Origin of the sequence: Bifidobacterium sp. SO1, from assembly GCF_018555335.1 — a bacterium.
In the GTDB taxonomy this organism is placed as follows: domain Bacteria; phylum Actinomycetota; class Actinomycetes; order Actinomycetales; family Bifidobacteriaceae; genus Bifidobacterium; species Bifidobacterium simiiventris.
In genome coordinates this window covers 65,812-85,479 of the sequence record NZ_JAFEJR010000005.1, presented here as the reverse complement: position 1 = coordinate 85,479, position 19,668 = coordinate 65,812, and the positions used below count along the sequence as shown (strand labels likewise).

General features: G+C 63.3%; 18 protein-coding genes, 2 tRNA genes and 1 pseudogene. 6 read left to right on the top strand and 15 right to left on the bottom strand.

Features of this window, described 5'->3' with window-relative positions:
* Positions 1 to 320 precede the first annotated feature (320 nt).
* Positions 321 to 1,355 carry a homoserine O-succinyltransferase gene (metA, locus tag JS541_RS06165; RefSeq protein WP_214373588.1) on the bottom strand — a complete coding sequence of 345 codons (1,035 nt, stop codon included), beginning with the start codon at positions 1,353 to 1,355 and terminating at the stop codon, positions 321 to 323.
* Between the two features lie 169 nt (positions 1,356 to 1,524).
* Here metA and JS541_RS06160 point away from each other — a divergent pair.
* Positions 1,525 to 1,601, top strand: a tRNA-Met gene (locus tag JS541_RS06160).
* 623 nt (positions 1,602 to 2,224) lie between these two features.
* Here JS541_RS06160 and JS541_RS06155 read toward each other — a convergent pair.
* The 6 genes from JS541_RS06155 to JS541_RS06130 form a co-directional block, all read right to left on the bottom strand.
* Entirely contained in the window at positions 2,225 to 2,761 is a 537-nt protein-coding gene (locus JS541_RS06155) for a GtrA family protein (RefSeq protein ID WP_214373641.1), read from the bottom strand.
* Positions 2,762 to 2,877: 116 nt separating this feature from the next.
* Positions 2,878 to 3,438, bottom strand: coding sequence for a hypothetical protein (locus JS541_RS06150; protein ID WP_214373587.1), 561 nt, complete (start codon positions 3,436 to 3,438; stop codon positions 2,878 to 2,880).
* Positions 3,435 to 4,193, bottom strand: a complete 759-nt coding sequence (locus JS541_RS06145; protein ID WP_214373586.1) for a hypothetical protein — start codon at positions 4,191 to 4,193, stop codon at positions 3,435 to 3,437. The genes JS541_RS06150 and JS541_RS06145 overlap by 4 nt, the downstream gene beginning before the upstream one ends.
* Positions 4,190 to 4,756, bottom strand: a complete 567-nt coding sequence (locus JS541_RS06140) for a hypothetical protein (RefSeq protein WP_214373585.1) — start codon at positions 4,754 to 4,756, stop codon at positions 4,190 to 4,192. Before JS541_RS06140 ends, JS541_RS06145 begins: the two co-directional genes overlap by 4 nt.
* Before the next feature lie 34 nt (positions 4,757 to 4,790).
* Positions 4,791 to 5,207 (bottom strand): hypothetical protein, encoded by a 417-nt coding sequence (locus JS541_RS06135; protein ID WP_214373584.1) that lies wholly within the window; start codon positions 5,205 to 5,207, stop codon positions 4,791 to 4,793.
* 81 nt (positions 5,208 to 5,288) lie between these two features.
* A complete protein-coding gene (locus JS541_RS06130; protein WP_214373583.1) occupies positions 5,289 to 6,638 on the bottom strand; it encodes an SPFH domain-containing protein in 1,350 nt (449 codons plus the stop codon).
* 387 nt (positions 6,639 to 7,025) lie between these two features.
* On the opposite strand from JS541_RS06130, the gene JS541_RS06125 reads away from it, so the two are divergent.
* Positions 7,026 to 7,098, top strand: a tRNA-Lys gene (locus JS541_RS06125).
* A 130-nt stretch (positions 7,099 to 7,228) separates the two neighbouring features.
* Here JS541_RS06125 and msrA read toward each other — a convergent pair.
* Positions 7,229 to 8,176, bottom strand: coding sequence for a peptide-methionine (S)-S-oxide reductase MsrA (gene msrA / locus JS541_RS06120; protein ID WP_214373582.1), 948 nt, complete (start codon positions 8,174 to 8,176; stop codon positions 7,229 to 7,231).
* Between the two features lie 329 nt (positions 8,177 to 8,505).
* On the opposite strand from msrA, the gene JS541_RS06115 reads away from it, so the two are divergent.
* The 4 genes from JS541_RS06115 (at position 8,506) to nrdF (ending at position 13,074) form a co-directional block, all read left to right on the top strand.
* Positions 8,506 to 8,805 (top strand): glutaredoxin family protein, encoded by a 300-nt coding sequence (locus JS541_RS06115; protein WP_214373581.1) that lies wholly within the window; start codon positions 8,506 to 8,508, stop codon positions 8,803 to 8,805.
* Between the two features lie 229 nt (positions 8,806 to 9,034).
* The gene (gene nrdI, locus JS541_RS06110) at positions 9,035 to 9,517 is read left to right on the top strand and encodes a class Ib ribonucleoside-diphosphate reductase assembly flavoprotein NrdI (protein ID WP_214373580.1); all 483 of its coding nucleotides are present in this window, start codon (positions 9,035 to 9,037) and stop codon (positions 9,515 to 9,517) included.
* A 284-nt stretch (positions 9,518 to 9,801) separates the two neighbouring features.
* Positions 9,802 to 11,943 (top strand): class 1b ribonucleoside-diphosphate reductase subunit alpha, encoded by a 2,142-nt coding sequence (gene nrdE, locus JS541_RS06105; RefSeq protein WP_214373579.1) that lies wholly within the window; start codon positions 9,802 to 9,804, stop codon positions 11,941 to 11,943.
* A 138-nt stretch (positions 11,944 to 12,081) separates the two neighbouring features.
* Positions 12,082 to 13,074: a class 1b ribonucleoside-diphosphate reductase subunit beta gene (gene nrdF, locus JS541_RS06100; protein WP_214373578.1), complete on the top strand. Its 993-nt coding sequence runs from the start codon at positions 12,082 to 12,084 to the stop codon at positions 13,072 to 13,074.
* Between the two features lie 114 nt (positions 13,075 to 13,188).
* Here the strand turns inward: nrdF and JS541_RS06095 are convergent, their stop codons facing one another.
* The 7 genes and pseudogenes from JS541_RS06095 to JS541_RS06065 all read right to left on the bottom strand — a co-directional run bounded on the left by JS541_RS06095 (position 13,189) and on the right by JS541_RS06065 (position 19,546).
* On the bottom strand, positions 13,189 to 13,848 hold the full coding sequence (locus JS541_RS06095; RefSeq protein WP_214373577.1) for a hypothetical protein: 660 nt from the start codon (positions 13,846 to 13,848) through the stop codon (positions 13,189 to 13,191).
* 57 nt (positions 13,849 to 13,905) lie between these two features.
* On the bottom strand, positions 13,906 to 14,604 hold the full coding sequence (locus tag JS541_RS06090) for a hypothetical protein (RefSeq protein ID WP_214373576.1): 699 nt from the start codon (positions 14,602 to 14,604) through the stop codon (positions 13,906 to 13,908).
* A 32-nt stretch (positions 14,605 to 14,636) separates the two neighbouring features.
* Positions 14,637 to 15,854 (bottom strand): annotated as a pseudogene (locus tag JS541_RS06085) (ATP-binding cassette domain-containing protein); the annotation flags it as partial.
* 15 nt (positions 15,855 to 15,869) lie between these two features.
* Positions 15,870 to 16,418, bottom strand: a complete 549-nt coding sequence (locus JS541_RS14995) for an ATP-binding cassette domain-containing protein (RefSeq protein ID WP_214373574.1) — start codon at positions 16,416 to 16,418, stop codon at positions 15,870 to 15,872.
* Positions 16,415 to 17,215, bottom strand: coding sequence for an energy-coupling factor transporter transmembrane component T (locus tag JS541_RS06075; protein WP_214373573.1), 801 nt, complete (start codon positions 17,213 to 17,215; stop codon positions 16,415 to 16,417). Before JS541_RS06075 ends, JS541_RS14995 begins: the two co-directional genes overlap by 4 nt.
* Positions 17,215 to 17,859 carry an MptD family putative ECF transporter S component gene (locus JS541_RS06070; protein ID WP_214373572.1) on the bottom strand — a complete coding sequence of 215 codons (645 nt, stop codon included), beginning with the start codon at positions 17,857 to 17,859 and terminating at the stop codon, positions 17,215 to 17,217. The genes JS541_RS06075 and JS541_RS06070 overlap by 1 nt, the downstream gene beginning before the upstream one ends.
* Before the next feature lie 271 nt (positions 17,860 to 18,130).
* Entirely contained in the window at positions 18,131 to 19,546 is a 1,416-nt protein-coding gene (locus JS541_RS06065) for a hypothetical protein (protein ID WP_240539258.1), read from the bottom strand.
* Between the last annotated feature and the right edge of the window lie 122 nt (positions 19,547 to 19,668).

Genomic DNA, 19,668 nt, shown 5'->3' with positions numbered 1-19,668 from the left:
CGGCGGAACCGCGCCGTTCCGTCGGCGTTTTGCATGATTCGCGCGTTTAGACGATCTGTCAACAATTGTTGTGTTATCGCTCACAGTCACATCCGCACTGTGACATTCTCGACGTTCGTTTTTCGGATATCGCTCCGTCCACGTTGTGGACATCCCGCCTCTGGCGACGCTGTCGAAACATCCTCTGCGGCAAAGCGATTCCGTCCCACTCAAACTCCGCCTCCCCTCTCAGGGGAGGGTGCCCGGCATAAGCCGGGCGGGTGGGGTACGCGGCCATCAGGCCGCCAATCAACAACGCGGTCGCAGACCGTCGTCCACCATCAGCCTTCGATCACGCCGTAGCCGTCGTGCGCGAACGGCGCGAAACCGTCCCGGCGCGGACTCCCCGGCTCGTGACGAATCGAACGGTCCGTACCCAGCCGCTTCTCCTTGCGCAACTGCGGCACCTCGGTCAGATCGTACGGCGTCGTCTGATACACCCAGTTCAGCCAATTGCGCCACAGCAGGTTGCCGTGCGCGCGCCAGCTGAACAGGGGCTCCAGCTGCGGATCGTCATGCGGGAAGTAGTTCTTCGGGAACGGCACGTTCGTCAGGCCCTTGGCCATGTCGCGCTCATACTCCTCCGCGAGCGTGTACTTGCCGTACTCCCAATGGCCGAGCGCGAACACCTCCGAGAAATCGCGCGTAGCGATCAGCCCCGGACCGGACTGCGGCCCCCACGTGAGCACCTGCAGGTCGTGGTTCGCGGCCACATCGTCCTCGTTCACGCCGGCGAGTCGCGAGTGCGGCTGCAGCGCGATCTCGTCGAATCCGTTCGTCAGGAAGCAGTACTCGTCCTGCAGATACTGCGGAAACACGCCGAAGATCTTCTCGGGATAGTCGACCTTGCGCACGCCGTAGCGGTAATTGAGCGCGCCCATCGCGCCCCAGCACAGGTACATGGTCGAGAACACGTGCGTCGAGGCCCAGTCGAGGATCGACTTGAACTCGTCCCAGTAATCGACCTGCTCGAACGGCATATGTTCGACCGGCGCGCCGGTGACGACGAAACCGTCGTAATAGTTGTCCTTGAACGCATCGAGCGTCTCGTAGAACTTGAGCAGGTGGTCGGCGGAGACGTGCGTGGCCTCGTGCGTGGAGGTCTTCATAAAGTCGATCTCCACCTGCAGCGGGGATTTCGAGATGAGGCGCAGCAACTGTGTCTCCGTCTCGATCTTCTTGGGCATGAGGTTCAGGATCACCAGTTTGAGCGGACGCACGCGCTGGCGCTCCGCTTCGGGCTTCTCGAGCGCGAAGATGCGTTCCGAATCGAGGATGGCACGGGCCGGCAGGCCACTGGGGATCTTGATAGGCATGGCATCTATTATGGCAACATGCCGACGACGGGACGCCACGTGGGTTATCGGTTGCGCTTATGGCGGGCTATCGGGGCGCGGGTTCCTCTGCGGTTTCTGGCGCGACACGCCGATTTGACATCTGACCGGTTGCCGGTATCTTAGATAGAGCTGTCGCAAGACAAGCCGACGCGGGGTGGAGCAGCTCGGTAGCTCGCTGGGCTCATAACCCAGAGGTCCATGGTTCAAATCCATGCCCCGCTACCAACACGAAGCTAGGAATCACAACGATTCCTAGCTTTTTTTCGTTTCTCAGTCATATGGATGCGCATTCCGTCAATGTTCCTGGGCATACGGCCGAATACGGTCTTCAAACCGGCCGCAAGCCCGGGAGAAGCCACCGATCCACCGCCCACTCCCGGGCATACGGCCGGCTCCTACCCGTAAAACGGGCGTATGCCCGGGAGATGCGAGGCTCATCAGCACGACGAGACGCTCATTCCCGGGCATACGGCCGGTTGCGGGTTGTTAACAGGCCGTAAGCCCGGGAGGGTGGTTCATTGCGACGCATGTTCCCGGGCATACTGCCGGTTTGAGGGACCGTGACGGCCGTAAGCCCGGGAGATTCCGGAACATCAGGAAGGATCCGCGGGAATCCGCCATCGTTCCGGTTGATGGCGCCCGGCTGAATCCGTAAGCGGGTATTTTCGGAATCGATAAGTGGGTACTTCCGGACTCTGAAATCAGTAAGTGGGTAAAGTCGTACCAGATAGACCCCATTTCGAAGGCCAAGTAACAGATATTTACCCACCTATGACTTCTTAAGTCCGATTCTGCCCACTTACGACATACACCCGGCTGAACCGGACCATCAATGATGGTCCACTTTCCTACTTCGGCCAGCCCTTGGGGGTGTGCTCGAGAGACCATACGCCGAGCTTGTGCGAGAAGCTGTTGAGCCACTTGGCCTCGAGCTCCTCGGCGCTCAGGCGGTTGTCGGCGGAACGCAGACGGTTCATGGCGTTCGTATGCGTGTCGTCCAGCAGCCACTTGCGGATCAGGAAGTTCCAGACCATCACCACGGCGGTGGCGATCAGCTTGCCCACGTTCGTGCGCAGCAGGTACTCCGCATGCTGCGACACGTACGCGTCATGGTTCATGCCGTACGTCGAGATCCAGATGATCGCGTCATTCATGAACAGACCGACCACCGCGCCGGCCACGAAGATCACGATTTCCATCCACCGCGCCATGTCGTCGCGGTGCTTGAACACAAACTTCATGCTCGCCAGATAGTTGAAGATCAGCGAGATGATGAAGGAGATGGTGGCGGCGAGCACGTTATGCATATGGAACACGCCGACCAGGATGTTCAGGATGCCCCAGTCGATGATAAAGGCGATCACACCGACGATGCCGAATTTCATAAGCTGCGCAATCAGTTTCTTCACGTCAGTCATTTAACACGGCACGGTTGACCCGCCGGCCCGGTCGCAGCGGATCACTACGGCCGGGCACCGCCATCGGTCAGCAGGCAGCGCGCTCACACCCTGCGCGCGCAGCTCGGGCATTCCACCGTGCCCTCGGCCGGGGTCCAGAGCCAGCGCCCGCAGTTCGGGCACTTGCGGTTCACGTACATGAGCTCCTTGGTGATGCGGCCGATCGTCTCCCTGGTCGCCGCGTCGGCCTGTCCGTCGACCAGCGACTGCAGGTATGCCGGCGACGAGCAGTACACGTACCTCCGCCAGCGCCGCAGTCGCGTGACGAAGTTGACGATCGCGACGATCATCGGCACGACGATCATCACCACGAAGAAGACGATCTGGACCCAGAAAATGACACTGATGAACTGGTCGAGACCGTCGATGTTCAGTCCGCTCGTAACAGCGGCGGCACGCACCTGGGGCTCCAGGAACGTCGTCAGGAACGACGAGACCTGCAGCACCGCCACGACCGCCAGCACGATATAGACCACCGATCCGATGCCGTACATCCACATCAGTCTCACGTCGCGCCGCCGCGCGTCGCGTTGGATCTGGTCGTCCGGCAACACCGGATTGCCGGTCGGCCGAGCGGGACCGGCCTGTCGCATGGTACTGGTCATGAGAGGTCTCCTTCCTGCCGTCCGGCACGTCCGGCATCGCGATTGGGCCTGGCGGACGGCGCCGGAGCCGCGAAAGGCGCGCCTACTGGCATGGGAGCAGGGTATGCGACACCACTGGGCGGAGGCAGGTTCGGCGAGGATTGCGGACGCGTACCGGCAGGGGCCGTCCGTGACCGCATATGCGCGGCGGACGTGTTGTCGGTGTACCGCCGCGCGGTCAGCGACAGTTCGTTGCCGCAGGCCGCGCACAGGATCGCATGTCCCATCGGCAGGATGCATTCGCATCCGCACGACGGGCAGCGCAGCACCTTGCCGGCCGACGACGTGATGCCCGCGGCGACGTGCAGCCCGACGGACGCATCCGTTTCCTGGTCGATGTGCCGTTGCACCCGCACATACGTGTCGTGGCGCAGGGCGTACAGCCGCCGCGAGGCGTTCCACTCGTCACGGACGGTGAGCACTAGCAGCCAGATGCCGACGCCGGTGAGCGCCGCCCCGTACGCCAGAGCGCCAAGCGCGCCGATCATCCCGTCCGATTCATACAGCATCTCCTCCACACCGGCAAGCAACTGTCCCAGTCCGGTGCCCAGGCACAGCAGAAACGCCATGGGCAGCATGAAGTACTTCACGGCGCTCTGCGTGCCGGACAGACGCTTGCACATCGCGATCAGCAGCCAGATGACCAGCACCGGCAGGCCGATCAACAGCACGATGATCACCAAGACGAACAGCAGTATCAACAACCCGTCCATCATCTGGCCTCCTTGCCGCTTTCTTCGGCTCCGACGGAGGGGGTGCCGAAGCTATACGACGTGTTGGTGACCGGCGAGACGGGCGGCTCGGAGGGCGGAGCATATCCGGGTGCGCTCTCGGGCCGCGCCGCCGGCGATCCGTAAGCGTCGTCAAGACGCCGTCCGGTGCGCCGCATGGTCGGGTCATAGCCCATTTGGCTGGCGATACGGCCGGAAGCCCGACTGAAGGTCTTCGCGTTGACCATGTCGACCATGTCCTGCGACATGGTCATCAGCAGAACCGCGCCGGCGACGATCGCCAACGTGAGGACGGCGACCGGGCCGACCAGCATGTGCGCCCCTTCGGCCCACGTATGGATCGCACGGATCATGCTGTCCGCCTGATCCCTATTCGAGGCGGATAATCCTTTGATGACCTCGGCGCGGTTTCGCTCATCGGAGACATACGCATCGATGCCGATGAGCGCGGCCACCCACAGCATCCCCGCCCCGACGGCGAGGAACACGAACGCCCATATGCAGACCATGAACCGCGCGAACAGGCGCTTGACGAAGAGCATCCTCATCGCGCACCTCCTCCGTTTCGAGCCGCCGGCTGCATCAGAAGCCGCCCTTCGTGGGCGTGAACCGGGTCTCCTCCTGCTGCGCGAGACGCGCGGCGGACTCATCGCTCGCCTGTTCGGACCGGGAGGTGGCCAGCGCCACCGCGGCGAGCGCAAGGAACAGCACGAGGGCGATGCCCACGGTCACGCGCCACACGCCGGTGTTCGCGATGAACGTGAGCACGATCTGCGCCACGTAGTTCACGCCGAGCGCGGCGATCACCGGGATCCGTGTGGTGTAGTCGGAGGGCGAGCCGACGGAGAACGGCACAAGGAACAGCAATCCGCTCAGCGTGAGCAGCGCCAGTGCGATCCAGAACGCCACCGCGTTCGTGTGCGGGATCAACAGCATGATGATGTCGACGACGACGGTCGCCAGCACGATGAAAATGGGGGCTTGCTTGCCTTGGATCATGGATTCTTCCTTCTTTGTTTGCTTCACGAGATATGACCGTTGATGATATGACCGTTGATGATTGCGGCCGATCGGCTGCGCTCACAGGCGGGAGAGGATCTCCTGCTGCTTGGCGGCGAACTGGTCGTCGGAGATCAGCTTGAGATCATGCAGCTGCTTGAGCTTGGTGAGCGCCTCGACCGGGTCGGCGGGGGCCGCGGCCTGGGTGGGCGCGGCGGCCGGCTCCGCGGCAGGTGCCGGTTCGGGCTGCGACTGCGCGGCACCGGCCGCCGCGACCTGTTGCGCCGCCTGCGCGGCCGCGACCTGCACCGCCTGTTCCGCCGAAGGCTGTGCCGGAGCCACGGGCGAGCCGGATGCCGCGAAATCAGTGTCGCTCATCGACTCTCTGATCGCCTTGCCGAGGCTGCGCGCGATCGTGCCGGCCGCGTGCACGCCCACGCCGACACCGATGCCGCCGCTGAGCAGGTCGGAGCCGGTGCCCTTGTTGTCGGCGGCCGTATGCAGCACGTCCATCGTCCGCTTCTGCTGGTAGGTGTAGGCGCGCTGCTGCTGGTCATACGCCATCGCATCGGTGTGCGCCATCGACGAGCGGGAGTCCAGGTTTGCCTGGTACAGGCCGCTTTCCGCGTTCGAGGCCTTGTCCTCGTATGCCTGCGCCCGACGGTTGTATACCCGGTATTCCTCGCTGCCCTTATCGACGACGATCGCGTCGGTGACGAAATCGAGGATGCGCAGGCCGTACCGCTGCTCGAACTCGCCGAACACGTTCGCAGCCGCCAGCTGGCGCAGGATCTCGTCGTTGATCTGCGCGGTGTGGCTGTCGATCTGGTTGATCGGAAGGTTGAGCACGGTGAATGCCTTGCTGATCTGGTCGCGAATGATCATGTTCACTCGTTGACGGACGAGATCGGCCACTTTCGATCGCGTGACCTCATCGTGACCGGACACGAACTGCTCGAAGAACGCCTGCAGGTGATCGCCGTTGCGCTGCTGCGTCTGCGGATCGTCGCCATGGTCATACGCCAGCGCGATCAAATATCGCCCGTGCGCGCCGGCCGGGATCGACAGGCCGGTCGAACGGGCGCTCACCGTGCCCGGCACCGGGATCTGGATCGGGTCGGACGTGCCCCACTGCATGCCGGTCTGGTCGAACACATTGATGAAATACAGCATGGACGAGTACGGATCGACGCCGCCGGTGAACATCTTGGTCACGCCGGTGAGGAACGGCGTGCTCTGTCCGGCCACCGTATGGCGGCCTTCGGCGTAGGTCTGCGCGATGCGCCCCGACCGGACGAACACCGCGAGCTGATGCGGCATCACGTCAAGCTTGGTGCCGGGCTTGAGCGCGGTGTTCGGATGCTTCCAGGCGAAGACCTTGTTCTGATCGCCGCCTTCGTAACGCACGATATCGATCAGGTGTAACGGCATGTGTCGATCCCCCTTTGGTGACTCTTCTCCACTAGACACGATCATCGTACGTCGGCCGCGTAACGACCGGCCGCTCCCCATCGCAATATGAATCGGCGCACGCTCGCGGAATTCGCAGCACCGACGTTCACAGAACCGGCACGGGTTTCCCACAACGTTCCCAGCCAAACGGCACGTTCCGCCGAGATTCGCGTTGTTATATGTAACCACGACCGCAAGGTCGTATATAACTGAAAACCTTCTTCTTCTCTTCCTCTCTCACAAAAGCCCGGTTCCCCTACCGGGCTTTTTCCTTTATGCGCCGCGCACGGGCCGACGGGCACGGGCAAAAGCACCCGCCACGCCGATTTGGGATTGTCTGGCGGAAGTGTGTATCTTAGTGCTGTTGCCCCTCTAGCTCAACGGTTAGAGCAGCGTCCTTTTAAGTCGTGGGTTGTGGGTTCGAATCCCACGGGGGGCACAGTAAGACCCTTGGAATCATTGAGATTCCAAGGGTCTTGTCATTTCGTGGCAGCCGGATTGTCCCGATGGATCGCTTGGACTGTCTCAGCTCTGCCACGTTCCGGTGAGGATGCTTCCCAACTTCGGCGTCACTCGCCGTCGACGAACGGAATCCAGTCGGCATACCCCTCTTCGGCCATGCGCGAGCGCGGGACGAACCGCAGTGCGGCGGAGTTCATGCAGTAGCGCAGACCGCCGCGGTCGGCCGGGCCGTCGGTGAATACGTGGCCGAGATGGAGCTGCGTTTCGGCGGTGCGCACCTCGATACGATCGCGCCCCGGGATGCGATGGTCCTCGTGCTCGGTCAGCGAGTCCGCATCGATCGGCTTGCTAAACGCGGGCCAGCCGCAGCCGGAATCGAACTTGTCGCGCGACGAGAACAGCGGCTTGCCGCTGACGATGTCCACGTAGATACCCGGCTCGAATTCGTGATCATATTCGTTCACAAACGGTCGTTCGGTGGCGGCAAGCTGAGTGACCGCAAACTGTTCGAGCGTCAGATCCCAGATTTTCTCGACGTATTTTTGCCGGTTCTTCACATTCGCGATCGCAGCGATCGGAATGTGACAGTAACCGCCGGGATTGTTGATCAGATAGTCCTGATGACGATCCTCGGCTGGATAAAAGTTGCGCAACGGCTCGATCAGCACGGCCGGACGCTGCGGCTGACGGTCGACCAGCTGTTCAAGCGCGGCGATATATACCGCACGCTGCGAGTCGTCCGTGTAGAACATGCCGGTGCGGTACTGGCGACCGCGGTCCTCGCCCTGCTGATCGACGGAGAACGGGTCGATGATCTCGAGGAACAGCAGCGACAACGTACGCAGGGTAACTCGCTCGGGATCAAAAACAACTTTGACGGTTTCGACCGCATCAGTATCGCCTGAGCACACTTGCTCATAGGTGGGCGATTCCGTTCGCGACTGAGCATAACCGACCGTTGTGTCGATCACGCCATCCACATTCTGGAAGTACCGTTCCAATCCCCAGAAACATCCGCCTGCAAAATATGCCGTCTGCGTATTGCTCTCGCTCATGCGGCTTACGTTACCCCACGCTCCGTATCGCCGCGCGGCAGAAACCGCTCGCCGAGCACACGTTCAGCGAGCGGTTTTCACCACGAAAAGACAATGTGATTTATCTGACAATGACGAGTTCCAGCCGACCGGACAGCCGCCGTCTGCATGCGACACGCTTACTGCCGACACGATTCCAACCACTACATCTAGTGCCGACACGCTCGACACGCCACAAGAACTAGTGGTTACGAAGGAAACATCGAGTTGTACTATTGGTCAACTGTCACCGACCGCGTAACGAACCACAGGGGTACACGGGACTCACTCGATACGAAATGGAGGCAACCATGACCGTCACCGTCTTCACCAAGCCGCGCTGCCCGCAGTGCGATGCCACCAAGCGCCAGCTCACCAAGCTCGGCATCCCGTTCGAGACCGTCGACCTGTCCGAAAACCCCTCCACGCTCGAGCAACTGCAGCGTGCGGGCTTCAAGCAGGCCCCGGTCGTGATCGCCCCGGATCATTCCTGGACCGGATATCGTCCGGATCTGATCCGCGCGCTGGCGAAGTCGATCGCCGCCCAATCCGTCGCCGAGCATGACATCATTTCGGCGTCGACCGCCGATCAGCGCGTGCTGGCCGCATAACCGGCCGCAAGCGAAACATACAGCTCGTCATCGTCGCGTCATACCCCGCCGATGACGAACACCGGATACACGGCAACGCATCCCTGTCCCGCGCCACCGGCCCGCCATCCGTCGCACGACGCAATCATCAATAACTGATCACCAATCACCGAGTGATCACACATCATCCCGACGATCACGATCCGCACACCAACTCGCTACGACCATCACCGACCCATCAACTCATCACATGAGCAGCACAGCATCATCACAGAGCAATCAACTTCGATCAGATGAACGCCATGCCGGCGCGGTCGTCTACTTCTCCTCCGCATCCGAGAACACCACCCGGTTCGTGGAAAGCTGCCGGTTCGACGAACTGGACATCGCGACCTACCGCATCCCACTGCGCCCCGGCGACGAGCCGCTCGCCGTACGCCAGCCGTACGTGCTGATCGTGCCGACCTACGGCGGAGGGGTCGTCGCGAAGGCAGTACCGCCGCAGGTCAAACGGTTCCTCAACGATCCGGACAACCGTGCATGGATCCGCGGCGTGATCGCCTCCGGCAACACGAACTTCGGCGAAGCGTACGGCGCGGCAGGCCGCATCGTCTCCGCAAAATGCAAGGTGCCGCTGCTGTTCACGTTCGAGCTCATGGGAACCCCCGAGGACGTGCGCAAGACGCGAGACGGACTCTCCCGGTTCTTCTCGACCCTCGGCGAGCTCGGCTAGCCGGATCCGCGTCCGTTTCCCGCTGAGAGGTACGCGTCCTAGTGAAAAACGGACGCAAACGCGTCATCCGGCGTCCGGTTTCCGCCAGGAACCGCCCATCCTTGAAGCAAACGGACGCAAACACATCGCCGAACGTCCGTTTCCGGCGAGAAGGCGCACAATCCTAACGAAAACCGAACACCGTCATCAGCCGCCAGACACCGAACGCCCGCCGACAACCAAGACCGCCGCCTCCGACTCCCCCCCCCCCATCCATCCCATCCACGACCCACGAAAGATCATCCATGACCACCTACGACCCGTCCACCGACTACCACGCGCTCAACGCGATGCTCAACCTGTACGACGAGCACCACCGCATCCAGTTCGGCAAGGACAAAGAAGCCGAACGCGCGTACGTCGCCAGCGAGATCGAGCCGAACACACGCCGCTTCGACTCCACGGCCGAGCGCCTCGCCTACCTGATCGACAACCAGTACTACGAGGCGCACGTCTTCGAGCAGTACTCCCCCGAGTTCCTCGACGCGTTCTACGCCCGTGCGGCCGCCAGCGGATACGAGTTCGAAACGTTCCTCGGCGCGTTCAAGTTCTTCCGCTCCTACGCGCTCAAATCGTTCGACGGCAAGCAGTACCTCGAGGACTTCCCGCAGCGTTGCGCCGCGGTCGCGCTCGCGCTGGCCGCCGGCGACGAGCACGCAGCGATCAGCTACCTCGACGAGATGATCGCCGGCCGCTTCCAGCCGGCCACCCCGACGTTCCTCAACCTCGGCAAGGCGCAGCGCGGCGAGGCGGTCAGCTGCTTCCTCGTGCGCATCGAAGACAACATGGAGTCGATCTCGCGCGGCATCAACGCGGCCCTGCAACTGTCGAAGCGCGGCGGCGGCGTGGCCCTGCTGCTGAGCAACCTGCGCGAGCTCGGCGCACCGATCAAGCACATCGAGAACCAGTCGAGCGGCGTCGTGCCGGTCATGAAACTGCTCGAGGACTCGTTCTCGTACGCGAACCAGCTCGGCGCCCGACAGGGCGCGGGCGCGGTCTACCTGAGTGCGCACCACCCCGACATCATGCGTTTCCTCGACACCAAGCGCGAGAACGCGGACGAGAAGATCCGCATCAAGTCGCTCGCGCTCGGCGTGGTCGTGCCCGACATCACGTTCGAGCTGGCCAAGCGCAAGGAGCAGATGGCGCTGTTCAGCCCGTACGACGTCGAACGCGTGTACGGCAAGCCGTTCGCCGACGTGCCGATCAGCGAGAACTACGAGAAGATGGTCGCGGACGACCGCATCAAGAAGACCTACATCGACGCGCGCAAGTTCTTCACAACCCTCGCCGAGCTGCAGTTCGAGTCCGGCTACCCGTACATCGTGTTCGAGGACACCGTCAACCGCGCCAACCCGATCGACGGCCGCGTGACCATGTCGAACCTGTGTTCCGAGATCCTGCAGGTGCAGGAGCCGAGCGCGTTCAACGAGGATCTGAGCTACGCGCACGTCGGCCGCGATATCTCGTGCAACCTCGGCTCGCTCAACATCGCCAAGGCGATGGACGGCGGTCTTGCGGGCACGGTCGAGACGGCGATCCGCGCGCTCACGTCCGTCGCCGAGCAGACCAGCATCAACGCGGTGCCGTCGATCCGCCGCGCCAACGAGGAGGGCCACGCGATCGGCCTCGGCCAGATGAACCTGCACGGCTTCCTCGCGCTCGAAGGCATCCAGTACGGTTCCGACGAGGCGCTCGACTTCACCGACATGTACTTCATGACCGTCGCCTACCATGCCTACCGTGCGTCGCACGACCTCGCGGTGAGCCGCGGCCGCGCGTTCGTCGGCTTCGAGCGTTCCGCGTACGCGAAGCCGGCCGGTCAGGGCAACTATTTCGACAAGTACACCGATGGACGTCGCTCGCTAGAGCCGCGCACCGCGCGCGTGCGCGACCTGTTCGCGAAGTACGGCGTCGCGATCCCGACCGTCGCCGACTGGGCCGCGCTGCGCGACGCGATCCTCGCCGACGGCATCTACAACCAGAACCTGCAGGCCGTGCCGCCGACCGGATCGATCTCGTACATCAACCACAGCACGTCGTCGATCCACCCGATCGTCTCCAAGATCGAGATCCGCAAGGAAGGCAAGATCGGCCGCATGTACTACCCCGCGCCGTACATGACGAACGAGAACCTCGAGTATTTCAAGGACGCGTACGAGATCGGCTGGAAGGCGATCGTCGACACGTACGCGGAGGCGACGCAGCACGTCGACCAGGGGCTCTCGCTCACGCTGTTCTTCCCCGACACGGCCACCACGCGTGACGTGAACAAGGCGCAGATCTACGCGTGGCGCAAGGGCATCAAGACCCTGTACTACATCCGCATCCGCCAGCAGGCGCTGGAAGGCACCGAGGTCCAGGGCTGCGTCTCCTGCATGCTCTGATGGTGCGTTATCCGCGTTGCTCCTCAGTCGCGGTACTGAGTACCGCTTCCCTCGGTGCGCCTTGATACCGCACGCATCAGAGCGCACATGCCCAATCATGATCATCATCGGAAACAAGAATGACAAAGGAATCCAAACATGGCACCGATTTCCGTTCCGCGTAAGCCGCTTAAGCTCATCGACCGCGTTTCCGCGATCAACTGGAACAAGCTCGAGGACGACAAGGACCTCGAGGTCTGGGATCGTCTCACCGGCAACTTCTGGCTGCCCGAGAAAGTCCCCGTCTCCAACGACATCCCCAGCTGGCAGTCGATGAGCGAGGAGGAACACACGCTCACCATGCGCGTGTTCACCGGACTCACGCTGCTCGACACGATCCAAGGCACGGTCGGCGCGGTTTCGCTGATCCCGGACGCGCTCACCCCGCACGAGGAGGCCGTGTACACGAACATCGCGTTCATGGAGTCCGTGCACGCGAAGTCGTATTCGAGCATCTTCTCGACGCTGTGCTCGAGCGAACAGATCGACGCGGCGTTCGCGTGGAGCGAGGAGAACGAGTACCTGCAGAAGAAGGCGCAGATCGTGCTCGACTACTACGAAGGCGATAGCCCGCTCAAGCGCAAGGTCGCCTCGACGCTGCTCGAATCGTTCCTGTTCTACTCGGGCTTCTACCTGCCGATGTACTTCTCGAGCCACGCGAAGCTCACGAACACGGCCGATGTGATCCGCCTGATCATCCGCGACGAGGCCGTGCACGGCTACTACATCGGCTACAAGTACCAGCGCGGGCTGGAGCTGGTGGGCGACGCGAAGCGCGAGGAGCTGCGCGAGTACACGTACGACCTGCTCAACGAGCTGTACGACAACGAGGTGGAGTACACCGAGTCGCTGTACGACGGCGTGGGACTGACGGAGGACGTGGAGAAGTTCCTGCGTTACAACGGCAACAAGGCGCTCATGAACCTCGGCTATCCGGCGCTGTTCCCGGCGGAGATCTGCGACGTGAATCCGGCGATCATCGCATCGCTGTCGCCGAACGCGGACGAGAACCACGACTTCTTCTCCGGTTCCGGCTCGTCGTATGTGATGGGCAAGGCCGAGGAGACGGACGACGAGGATTGGGATTTCTAGTCGTTTCAGGCTCGCAGGGATTCTCCTGCGAGCCTTTTCTGTGGACTTTACGGCATAGGGGTATGGCTAGGAGCGGTCTTGCAGCCAACGGTACGCCGACATGCTGCATACAGGTCAGCACACGATGAGCACGCTGTTGCGCTGGTCGTAGGTGCAATGCTCGTCGAGCGGGACGCCGTCGAGATCGTCGGTCGCGTATTGCCGGGCGCAGGCAAGACGCGTGCCCGGGTCGACGGCATCGCGGCCGACGACTCGTAAACGACCGTCGTTCACCTGCATGATCGTCCAACATACGTCGGCCTCACCGTCAACCCACTCCAGCACGGTGAACACCCGCGTAAGATCGGCAGGAAACACGATCATCGACACCCGGAAATCCGGCTCCCCCAGTTCAAGATCGCTGTTGTCGTGCGGCTTGCGGACCAAACGCAACGGGAAATCCTCGCCGGTACGCACACCTAATGCGGCGCGTGGCAACAAGGCCGACGCGGAACGCCACGCCGCATACCATGCCACAGCCAACGCGATGCAACCGATCGCAGCACCCCCGTATTCCCACAGCACGATGTCGCCGAGGAACGACGCGACTGCGGCGGTGCGCGCCGACCACAGATAGGCGACGCACGCCAGGCCGATCGTCATCACCACGAGCAATGGCCCGAACGTTCGCCATAATCTCCGGCGGATCAGCCTGCGCACGAGTTGGCGGCTCCCCTGCCATTCCCTGAGCGCGGCTGTGGCCTGCGACTCCCGATGCACGACAGCGTTTCCCATGCTTTTACTATAGGCGCGGATTGTGCGGCAGACCCGGTAACGCTCCGTCGGGAACGCTCATGCCGATTCGGGCAACTGCTCCCATGCCGGCAGATGGTGCAGCGCACGGACGATGTTGCACTGGGCGAGCAGGTCGCCTTCGGCGGCGCACATGGTGGGGTACCACATGCGATGGCGCAGTGCGGCGGCCGCGTTTCCGGCCGCACGCCCAGCATCCGCTCCCCCGCGCAGCAATACCGTCTCGCTGCTGCCGTACTGGAAATGCAGGTGACTGAGCAGCCCGCCGTTCGCGAGCGCGGCGCGTTCCGGCATCGGGTCCATCGCGATGAGCACGCGGAACGGGCTTGCGGCCGGCGCGGAGTCGGCGTGGAAGACGTAGCATGGCTTGCCTTCGAGTCCACGGTCGATCATGTGGTCGAATTGGTAGGCGTAACGGCCGATCACCGTGGATTCGTCGCTGCGCCATTCGAGCGCGAACCCGTTGCCCGCGTTCTCGCCGTATTCCAGCGGTTCGATATGCCATCCGGCGATGGGCACATGGCGGTTTTCGCGGCAGGTGGTGCGGCACGCCCAGCGCCAGAACCGGCGGATGCTGCCACCGAAGAACGGGAGCATGAGCGAGAATCCGGATCGCCGGCCGCGCATCGCCGCTTCGGATTCCGCCCACGCGCGTTCGATGGCGGGGTCGTGGCTGTCGATGAGCTGCTCGAAGCTGATCCAGTCGCCGATCCATTCGGTCGGGTCAAAAGTGGTCATGATGCCTCCTTGCTCAAGTTGTCGTCCAGGTCGATGATCCGGTCGCACCATAGTGCGGCGAGTTCCTCGTCGTGCGTGACGACGAGTACGGCCTTGCCCCGGTCGGCCAATCCCCGCAGCAGCGCGCCGACCTGCATCATGTGTGCCCGGTCGAGTCCGCTGGTCGGCTCGTCGAGCACGATGAGTTCCTTGCCGCACATGATCGCCGACGCGATCGCCAGCCGCTGTTTCTGTCCGCCCGACAGGCTCATCGGATGTCGGTCCGCGAACGGCAGCAGATCAAGCGATTCCAGCACCCGGTCGGCTTGCTCACCGAGCGTTGCAGCGGGACGGTATGACGGAGGGGATGCAGTCGCGTTCGGTTGACTGGTGTGCTGGCCGACCGGTTGATTAGTCGACAGATTGTTCGGCAGATCGACCGGCTGGCGGATCGCATCATCCGCGTCGCCGAGGCCGAGCAGCAGTTCCTCACGCGCGCTGTCGGCGAAGAGCTGATAGTTGACGTCCTGCATGACAAGGAATCCGGCGCGAGTGAGCGCGGCCGGTCGCGCCGGAGCGTCATGCAGCAGTACCCGTCCGGAGAGCGGTTTCTGCAAGCCGCACAGCGTGCGTACGAGCGTGCTTTTGCCGGCTCCGTTGCGCCCCATCAGTCCGACGATCTCACCGCCGCATAGCGCAAGATCAGCGATATCGCGACGAAACGCACGACGATAGCCGACGACGAGATCGTGCGTAGCAATGATGGGGACGTTGCTGACGAGAGGATCGACCGATGATGCGACCGACGCGTCAGCAGGCTCGCCCGACTGCGTCGCGCTGGATTGCGGACCATCGCCTGGCGCATCGCCGGTCACCCCGATTTTCGCCCGCAACGCCGCGCGGTACGGCGCGAGGTCGAGTGCGCGCAATCCCCATGATTCGAGCCGTTCCACCGGGAGCGCCTCGAACTCGGCGGCCGTGTATTCGCCCGCCACCGAGCCGTGCTCGAACCGCACATACCGGTCGACGAGGTCGGCGCACCACGCAAGCCGGTGCTCGGCGATCACGACCGTCACGCCGTCGCGTTTGAGCGCGGCGACCATGTCGTGCAGGTCGCGCATCGCGGCCGCGTCGAGGTTGCTGGTCGGCTCGTCCATCACGATGATCCGCGGGTGCAGCATGGTCGCCGCGGCGACCGCGAGCCGCTGTTTTTCGCCGCCGGACAGCTTGAAGACACTGCGGCCGAGCAGATGCTCGATGCCGAACCGATGCGCGACCTCGGCGACTCACGCACGGATCTCGGCGGACGGCATGCCAACGTTCTCGCAGGGGAACGCAAGTTCGCTGGTCGTGTCGGCGTTGAAATACTGCGTTTTCGGGTTCTGGAAGACGCTGCCGACGAGCGGCACGAGCGTTTCGATCGGCACGGGAGCGGTAACGTTTGCAGCGTTTGCACCGCCCGTCGTGTCACCGGCGCCGCCCAGACCGCAGATGGTCTGCGTCCCGGTCAACGGACCGTGGAAGAAGTTCGGGATAAGACCGTTGATGAGCCGCGTGACGGTGGTTTTGCCGCAGCCGGACTGCCCGCACAGCATGACGGTTTCGCCGGGACGAATGGCGAGATCGACGTGGGAGAGGGCGAGATCGGCGGGAACCGTCGCGTTGACTGGTGAGGGGACTTCGGCGGCCGGATTGGCAGCCGCAGCGCCGGTATCGTCGTGCGCGTATTGGAACGACGTGTCGACGATCGCGATGATGGGCGCGGATGCGGCGCGGAATAAGATTTCTCCGCTCGCTTCGCTCGGTCGAAATGACACAGTAGGTGATTCGCTCACAGCACGCCTCCGATCGCGAGCGCCAGCGGCACGGTGCACACGGCCATGAACGTCCAGTCGAACCAGCGCATGCGGATGACGGTCATGCAGGTGTGCTCGCCGGCGACGCCGAGTCCTTTGGTGAGCGCGGCCACGGACAGGTCGCGCGACACGAACGTCGCGTTCATGAGCAGCGGCACGATGATGAACTCCAACGACTGCACCGGGTGGCGCATCAGCGCGAACCGTCCGGCCGCGATGCCGCGCAGGGCCATCGCATTGCGGATCTGTCGGTAGTCGTACGCGATGGTCGGGAAGAACCGGATGACAACCACGCATGGAATGACGATCGCCTCGGGCACGCGCATGCGCCGCATCGCGCATACGAATTCGCTGATCGAGGTCGTAGTGAACGTGTACGCGCCGGTGATCAGGCACGGCATCATCATGCGGATGCCGACCGACAGCAGTCCGGCGACGTGGCCGGTCGTCACTGCGAACGATGTCGCACCGCCATCGTTTGCACTGCCGTTCATCATGCCGATCAGCGATCCTCCGGAACCGCCGCCCGTGCCGTCCAACGTCACCGTATCCGACCACAGTCCCAGCGCGAGCAGCGCGAAGTACAGCACGGCCAAGCGCAGCCCGTTGCGCCACCGTCCGGCCACGAACAGCGGCAGCAGGAACAGCGCGACCATGATCGCCTCGCCGCGCGTGTCCACGTGGAAGAACAGCAGCAGGTTCGCGAGCAGCAACAGGTACAGTTTCGTGCGCGGGTCGAGCCGCACGCCGGAACGGCCGGCGGAGGGAAAGGTCATCAGGCGATGCCGGCCTTGACGAAGTGCTTCTTCAGGATGCGCTGGCCGAACCAGCCGCCGATCAGGCCGCACACGAGGATCGCGGCCATCGCCACGAAGAACGAGCCGACGCTGATCTGCGAGAACAGGTCGTTGATGTATGCCACGCTTTTGCCGCGCGCCTCAAGCGAGGCGACGTACGCGTCCTTCATGAACCACAGCGGCAGGATCGGGCCGGTCAGGCCGTAGCAGAACACAACATAGCCGATGAGGATGGTGACGCGGTTCTTGTAGTTGCCGATGCGGGCGATGAGGTCACCGGCGAGCGGGAAGACGACGCTGGCGACGAACGAGAGCGCGAAGTGGCCGGAAACGAAGAGGAACAGGCCGATCACGACGCCCATGACGGTGATGCCGCCGAACTTGCCGACACGCGCGACCGAGAGCATGAACACCGGGCCACAGATAAGCGCGGCGACGGCGGGCAGGAAGATCGTGCCGGCGCCGGCGATGAGGGTGGAGACGAGCGTGGCGACGCACACGCACACGAAGTAGAGGGCGGTGAAGATGCCGATCGAGATGAGGTCGGGAACGGCGAGACGGCCGGACTTGACGGCCGGCGCGGGCTGGATGGGCTGGGTGGTCGATGAGTTGGGCTGGGTCATGCGATCTCCGATACGAGGCATACGGTCGTGGCGTCCGATATCAGCGGAACGTGCGGGATGAACAAACTCCACCCAATCTATCGGGCTTCCGCGCGCAACACAATACCCCCGTTCTTCGTCGGCGCCGCCTCCTCTCGCCCTCCCGCACTCGCGCGGCGGCAAACAGCCGCGAAGCACCGCGAGAGCGGGCTCCAATCGAAGTCCGAACATCACGCAGAAATCCCATGCCGGCGCGCAGCAGCCCGGCCGCACCGGGCCCCGCCCCCGCCCCTTACGCACGCCCGGCCTTGGACGGGTCGAGGCTCATGGTCTGGAATCGGTTCGCCATGAACTCGTCGCCGAAATGCCGCGCGAAGAAGTCCGAGACCGGCGAGTCGACCGCGATGCCGGCCATCCGCGAATACCACGCGTCCAACGCCATCAGGGTCATCGTCGCGTCGACCACCATGAACACGAGGCACACGAGCGTCAACGTGTACCGCCATCCCCACGGGATGCGCTGGATTAGCGCGAGCAGCCGAGGCAGGATCAGCTTGACCCACGCCAGTCCGAGCAGCCCCCAGAAGAACATGTACTTGCCCGACGTGCGCCCGTCGATCGATAGCCACTGGCCGGTATAGTCCCACGCGGTGATGCCGAACGCGACCTCCATGAACCAGCTCGTCAGGTATTCGAACGTGCCGCCGATCACCGCGCTCGCGCAGAAGATCAACAGCCAGTTGGCGCGCCACAGACGGTTGAGCAGCACAGTCAGCAGCACCGCGCCGCAGCCGTAGATCGGCGAGAACGGGCCCCACAACAGGCCCGCGCGATCCTGCCATTCGCCGCCGTACAGTGCGAAGTGGTAGATCGTCTCGATCGCGAGGCCGAACACGCAGCCGACCATGAACAGCCAGAAGATGTTGAAGAAGTCGAGCGAGATGTAGCCTTTGCCGCTCAGGTCGCGTCCGGGCATGCCTTGGGCCAGCGCACGTTCATATTCCGAACGCCTGTCCATGTGCCACAGCGCGGTTTTGAGGCGGCGTTCCTCACGCAGCGCCGGGTCGACGCTGACGGACAGCACGATCAGGATGACGAGCTGGATGATCGGCAGGAGAAGCGGCAGCCGCAGACCGTCGAGCGCGACCGTGAACAGACCTTCGGCGATGGTGAGCGGGATGAGGGCTTCGATCCAGCGTGCCGCGTGCTTGCGCCGGTTGCGTAGCAGCAGAATGCTGAAGATCATGAGGATGACGGTGGTGACGGAGTTCGTGCCGGCCGACAGCCAGCTGAGGATGGCGGTGAGGTCGGGCTGGGTGACAATGACCTGTCCGGCGGCGAGCGCACGGATGACGCGGATGACGGAGAGCACGATGGCCGGGATGGTGGTGATGCCGTAGACGACGAGCACGATGCCGTAGATGCGGGCGACGAGCGGGAGACGTTCGTCGTCGATGTCGACGACGCCGTCGCCGTTGACATCGCCGGGGATCGAGGTACCGACGGCTGGAGACGGATTCGGCTTCTCCGCTGACGTCAGCCCCACGGATGCCGGCTCAGGTTCCGATGGCTCAGGTTCCGGCGCAACCTCTCCGGGAATGCCGATGACCGGCCCAATATCCATGGATTCAAACTGTTCGGGCGCCTCCGCCGTCGCGGCACCCTCGATCCGCGCGGTTTCCTCGTTCTGGTCTGCTGCTTCACTCATGCCGTCCACGCTATCAGCGCCGCCCAACCGACGACCGTCATCCACGGGAGGGATTACACTACGTGTTGCGTAGCGCTACGCTATACGTAGCGTTACACAACGAGCACTCGCCGACCCCGGAA

Bases quoted from the DNA above. Each gene is read 5' to 3' on its own strand.
- metA (WP_214373588.1), bottom strand. From the start codon at position 1,355: ATGCCTATCAAGATCCCCAGTGGCCTGCCGGCCCGTGCCATCCTCGAT.
- JS541_RS06155 (WP_214373641.1), bottom strand. From the start codon at position 2,761: ATGAAATTCGGCATCGTCGGTGTGATCGCCTTTATCATCGACTGGGGC.
- JS541_RS06150 (WP_214373587.1), bottom strand. From the start codon at position 3,438: ATGACCAGTACCATGCGACAGGCCGGTCCCGCTCGGCCGACCGGCAAT.
- JS541_RS06145 (WP_214373586.1), bottom strand. From the start codon at position 4,193: ATGATGGACGGGTTGTTGATACTGCTGTTCGTCTTGGTGATCATCGTG.
- JS541_RS06140 (WP_214373585.1), bottom strand. From the start codon at position 4,756: ATGAGGATGCTCTTCGTCAAGCGCCTGTTCGCGCGGTTCATGGTCTGC.
- JS541_RS06135 (WP_214373584.1), bottom strand. From the start codon at position 5,207: ATGATCCAAGGCAAGCAAGCCCCCATTTTCATCGTGCTGGCGACCGTC.
- JS541_RS06130 (WP_214373583.1), bottom strand. From the start codon at position 6,638: ATGCCGTTACACCTGATCGATATCGTGCGTTACGAAGGCGGCGATCAG.
- msrA (WP_214373582.1), bottom strand. From the start codon at position 8,176: ATGAGCGAGAGCAATACGCAGACGGCATATTTTGCAGGCGGATGTTTC.
- JS541_RS06115 (WP_214373581.1), top strand. From the start codon at position 8,506: ATGACCGTCACCGTCTTCACCAAGCCGCGCTGCCCGCAGTGCGATGCC.
- nrdI (WP_214373580.1), top strand. From the start codon at position 9,035: ATGAGCAGCACAGCATCATCACAGAGCAATCAACTTCGATCAGATGAA.
- nrdE (WP_214373579.1), top strand. From the start codon at position 9,802: ATGACCACCTACGACCCGTCCACCGACTACCACGCGCTCAACGCGATG.
- nrdF (WP_214373578.1), top strand. From the start codon at position 12,082: ATGGCACCGATTTCCGTTCCGCGTAAGCCGCTTAAGCTCATCGACCGC.
- JS541_RS06095 (WP_214373577.1), bottom strand. From the start codon at position 13,848: ATGGGAAACGCTGTCGTGCATCGGGAGTCGCAGGCCACAGCCGCGCTC.
- JS541_RS06090 (WP_214373576.1), bottom strand. From the start codon at position 14,604: ATGACCACTTTTGACCCGACCGAATGGATCGGCGACTGGATCAGCTTC.
- JS541_RS06075 (WP_214373573.1), bottom strand. From the start codon at position 17,215: ATGACCTTTCCCTCCGCCGGCCGTTCCGGCGTGCGGCTCGACCCGCGC.
- JS541_RS06070 (WP_214373572.1), bottom strand. From the start codon at position 17,859: ATGACCCAGCCCAACTCATCGACCACCCAGCCCATCCAGCCCGCGCCG.
- JS541_RS06065 (WP_240539258.1), bottom strand. From the start codon at position 19,546: ATGAGTGAAGCAGCAGACCAGAACGAGGAAACCGCGCGGATCGAGGGT.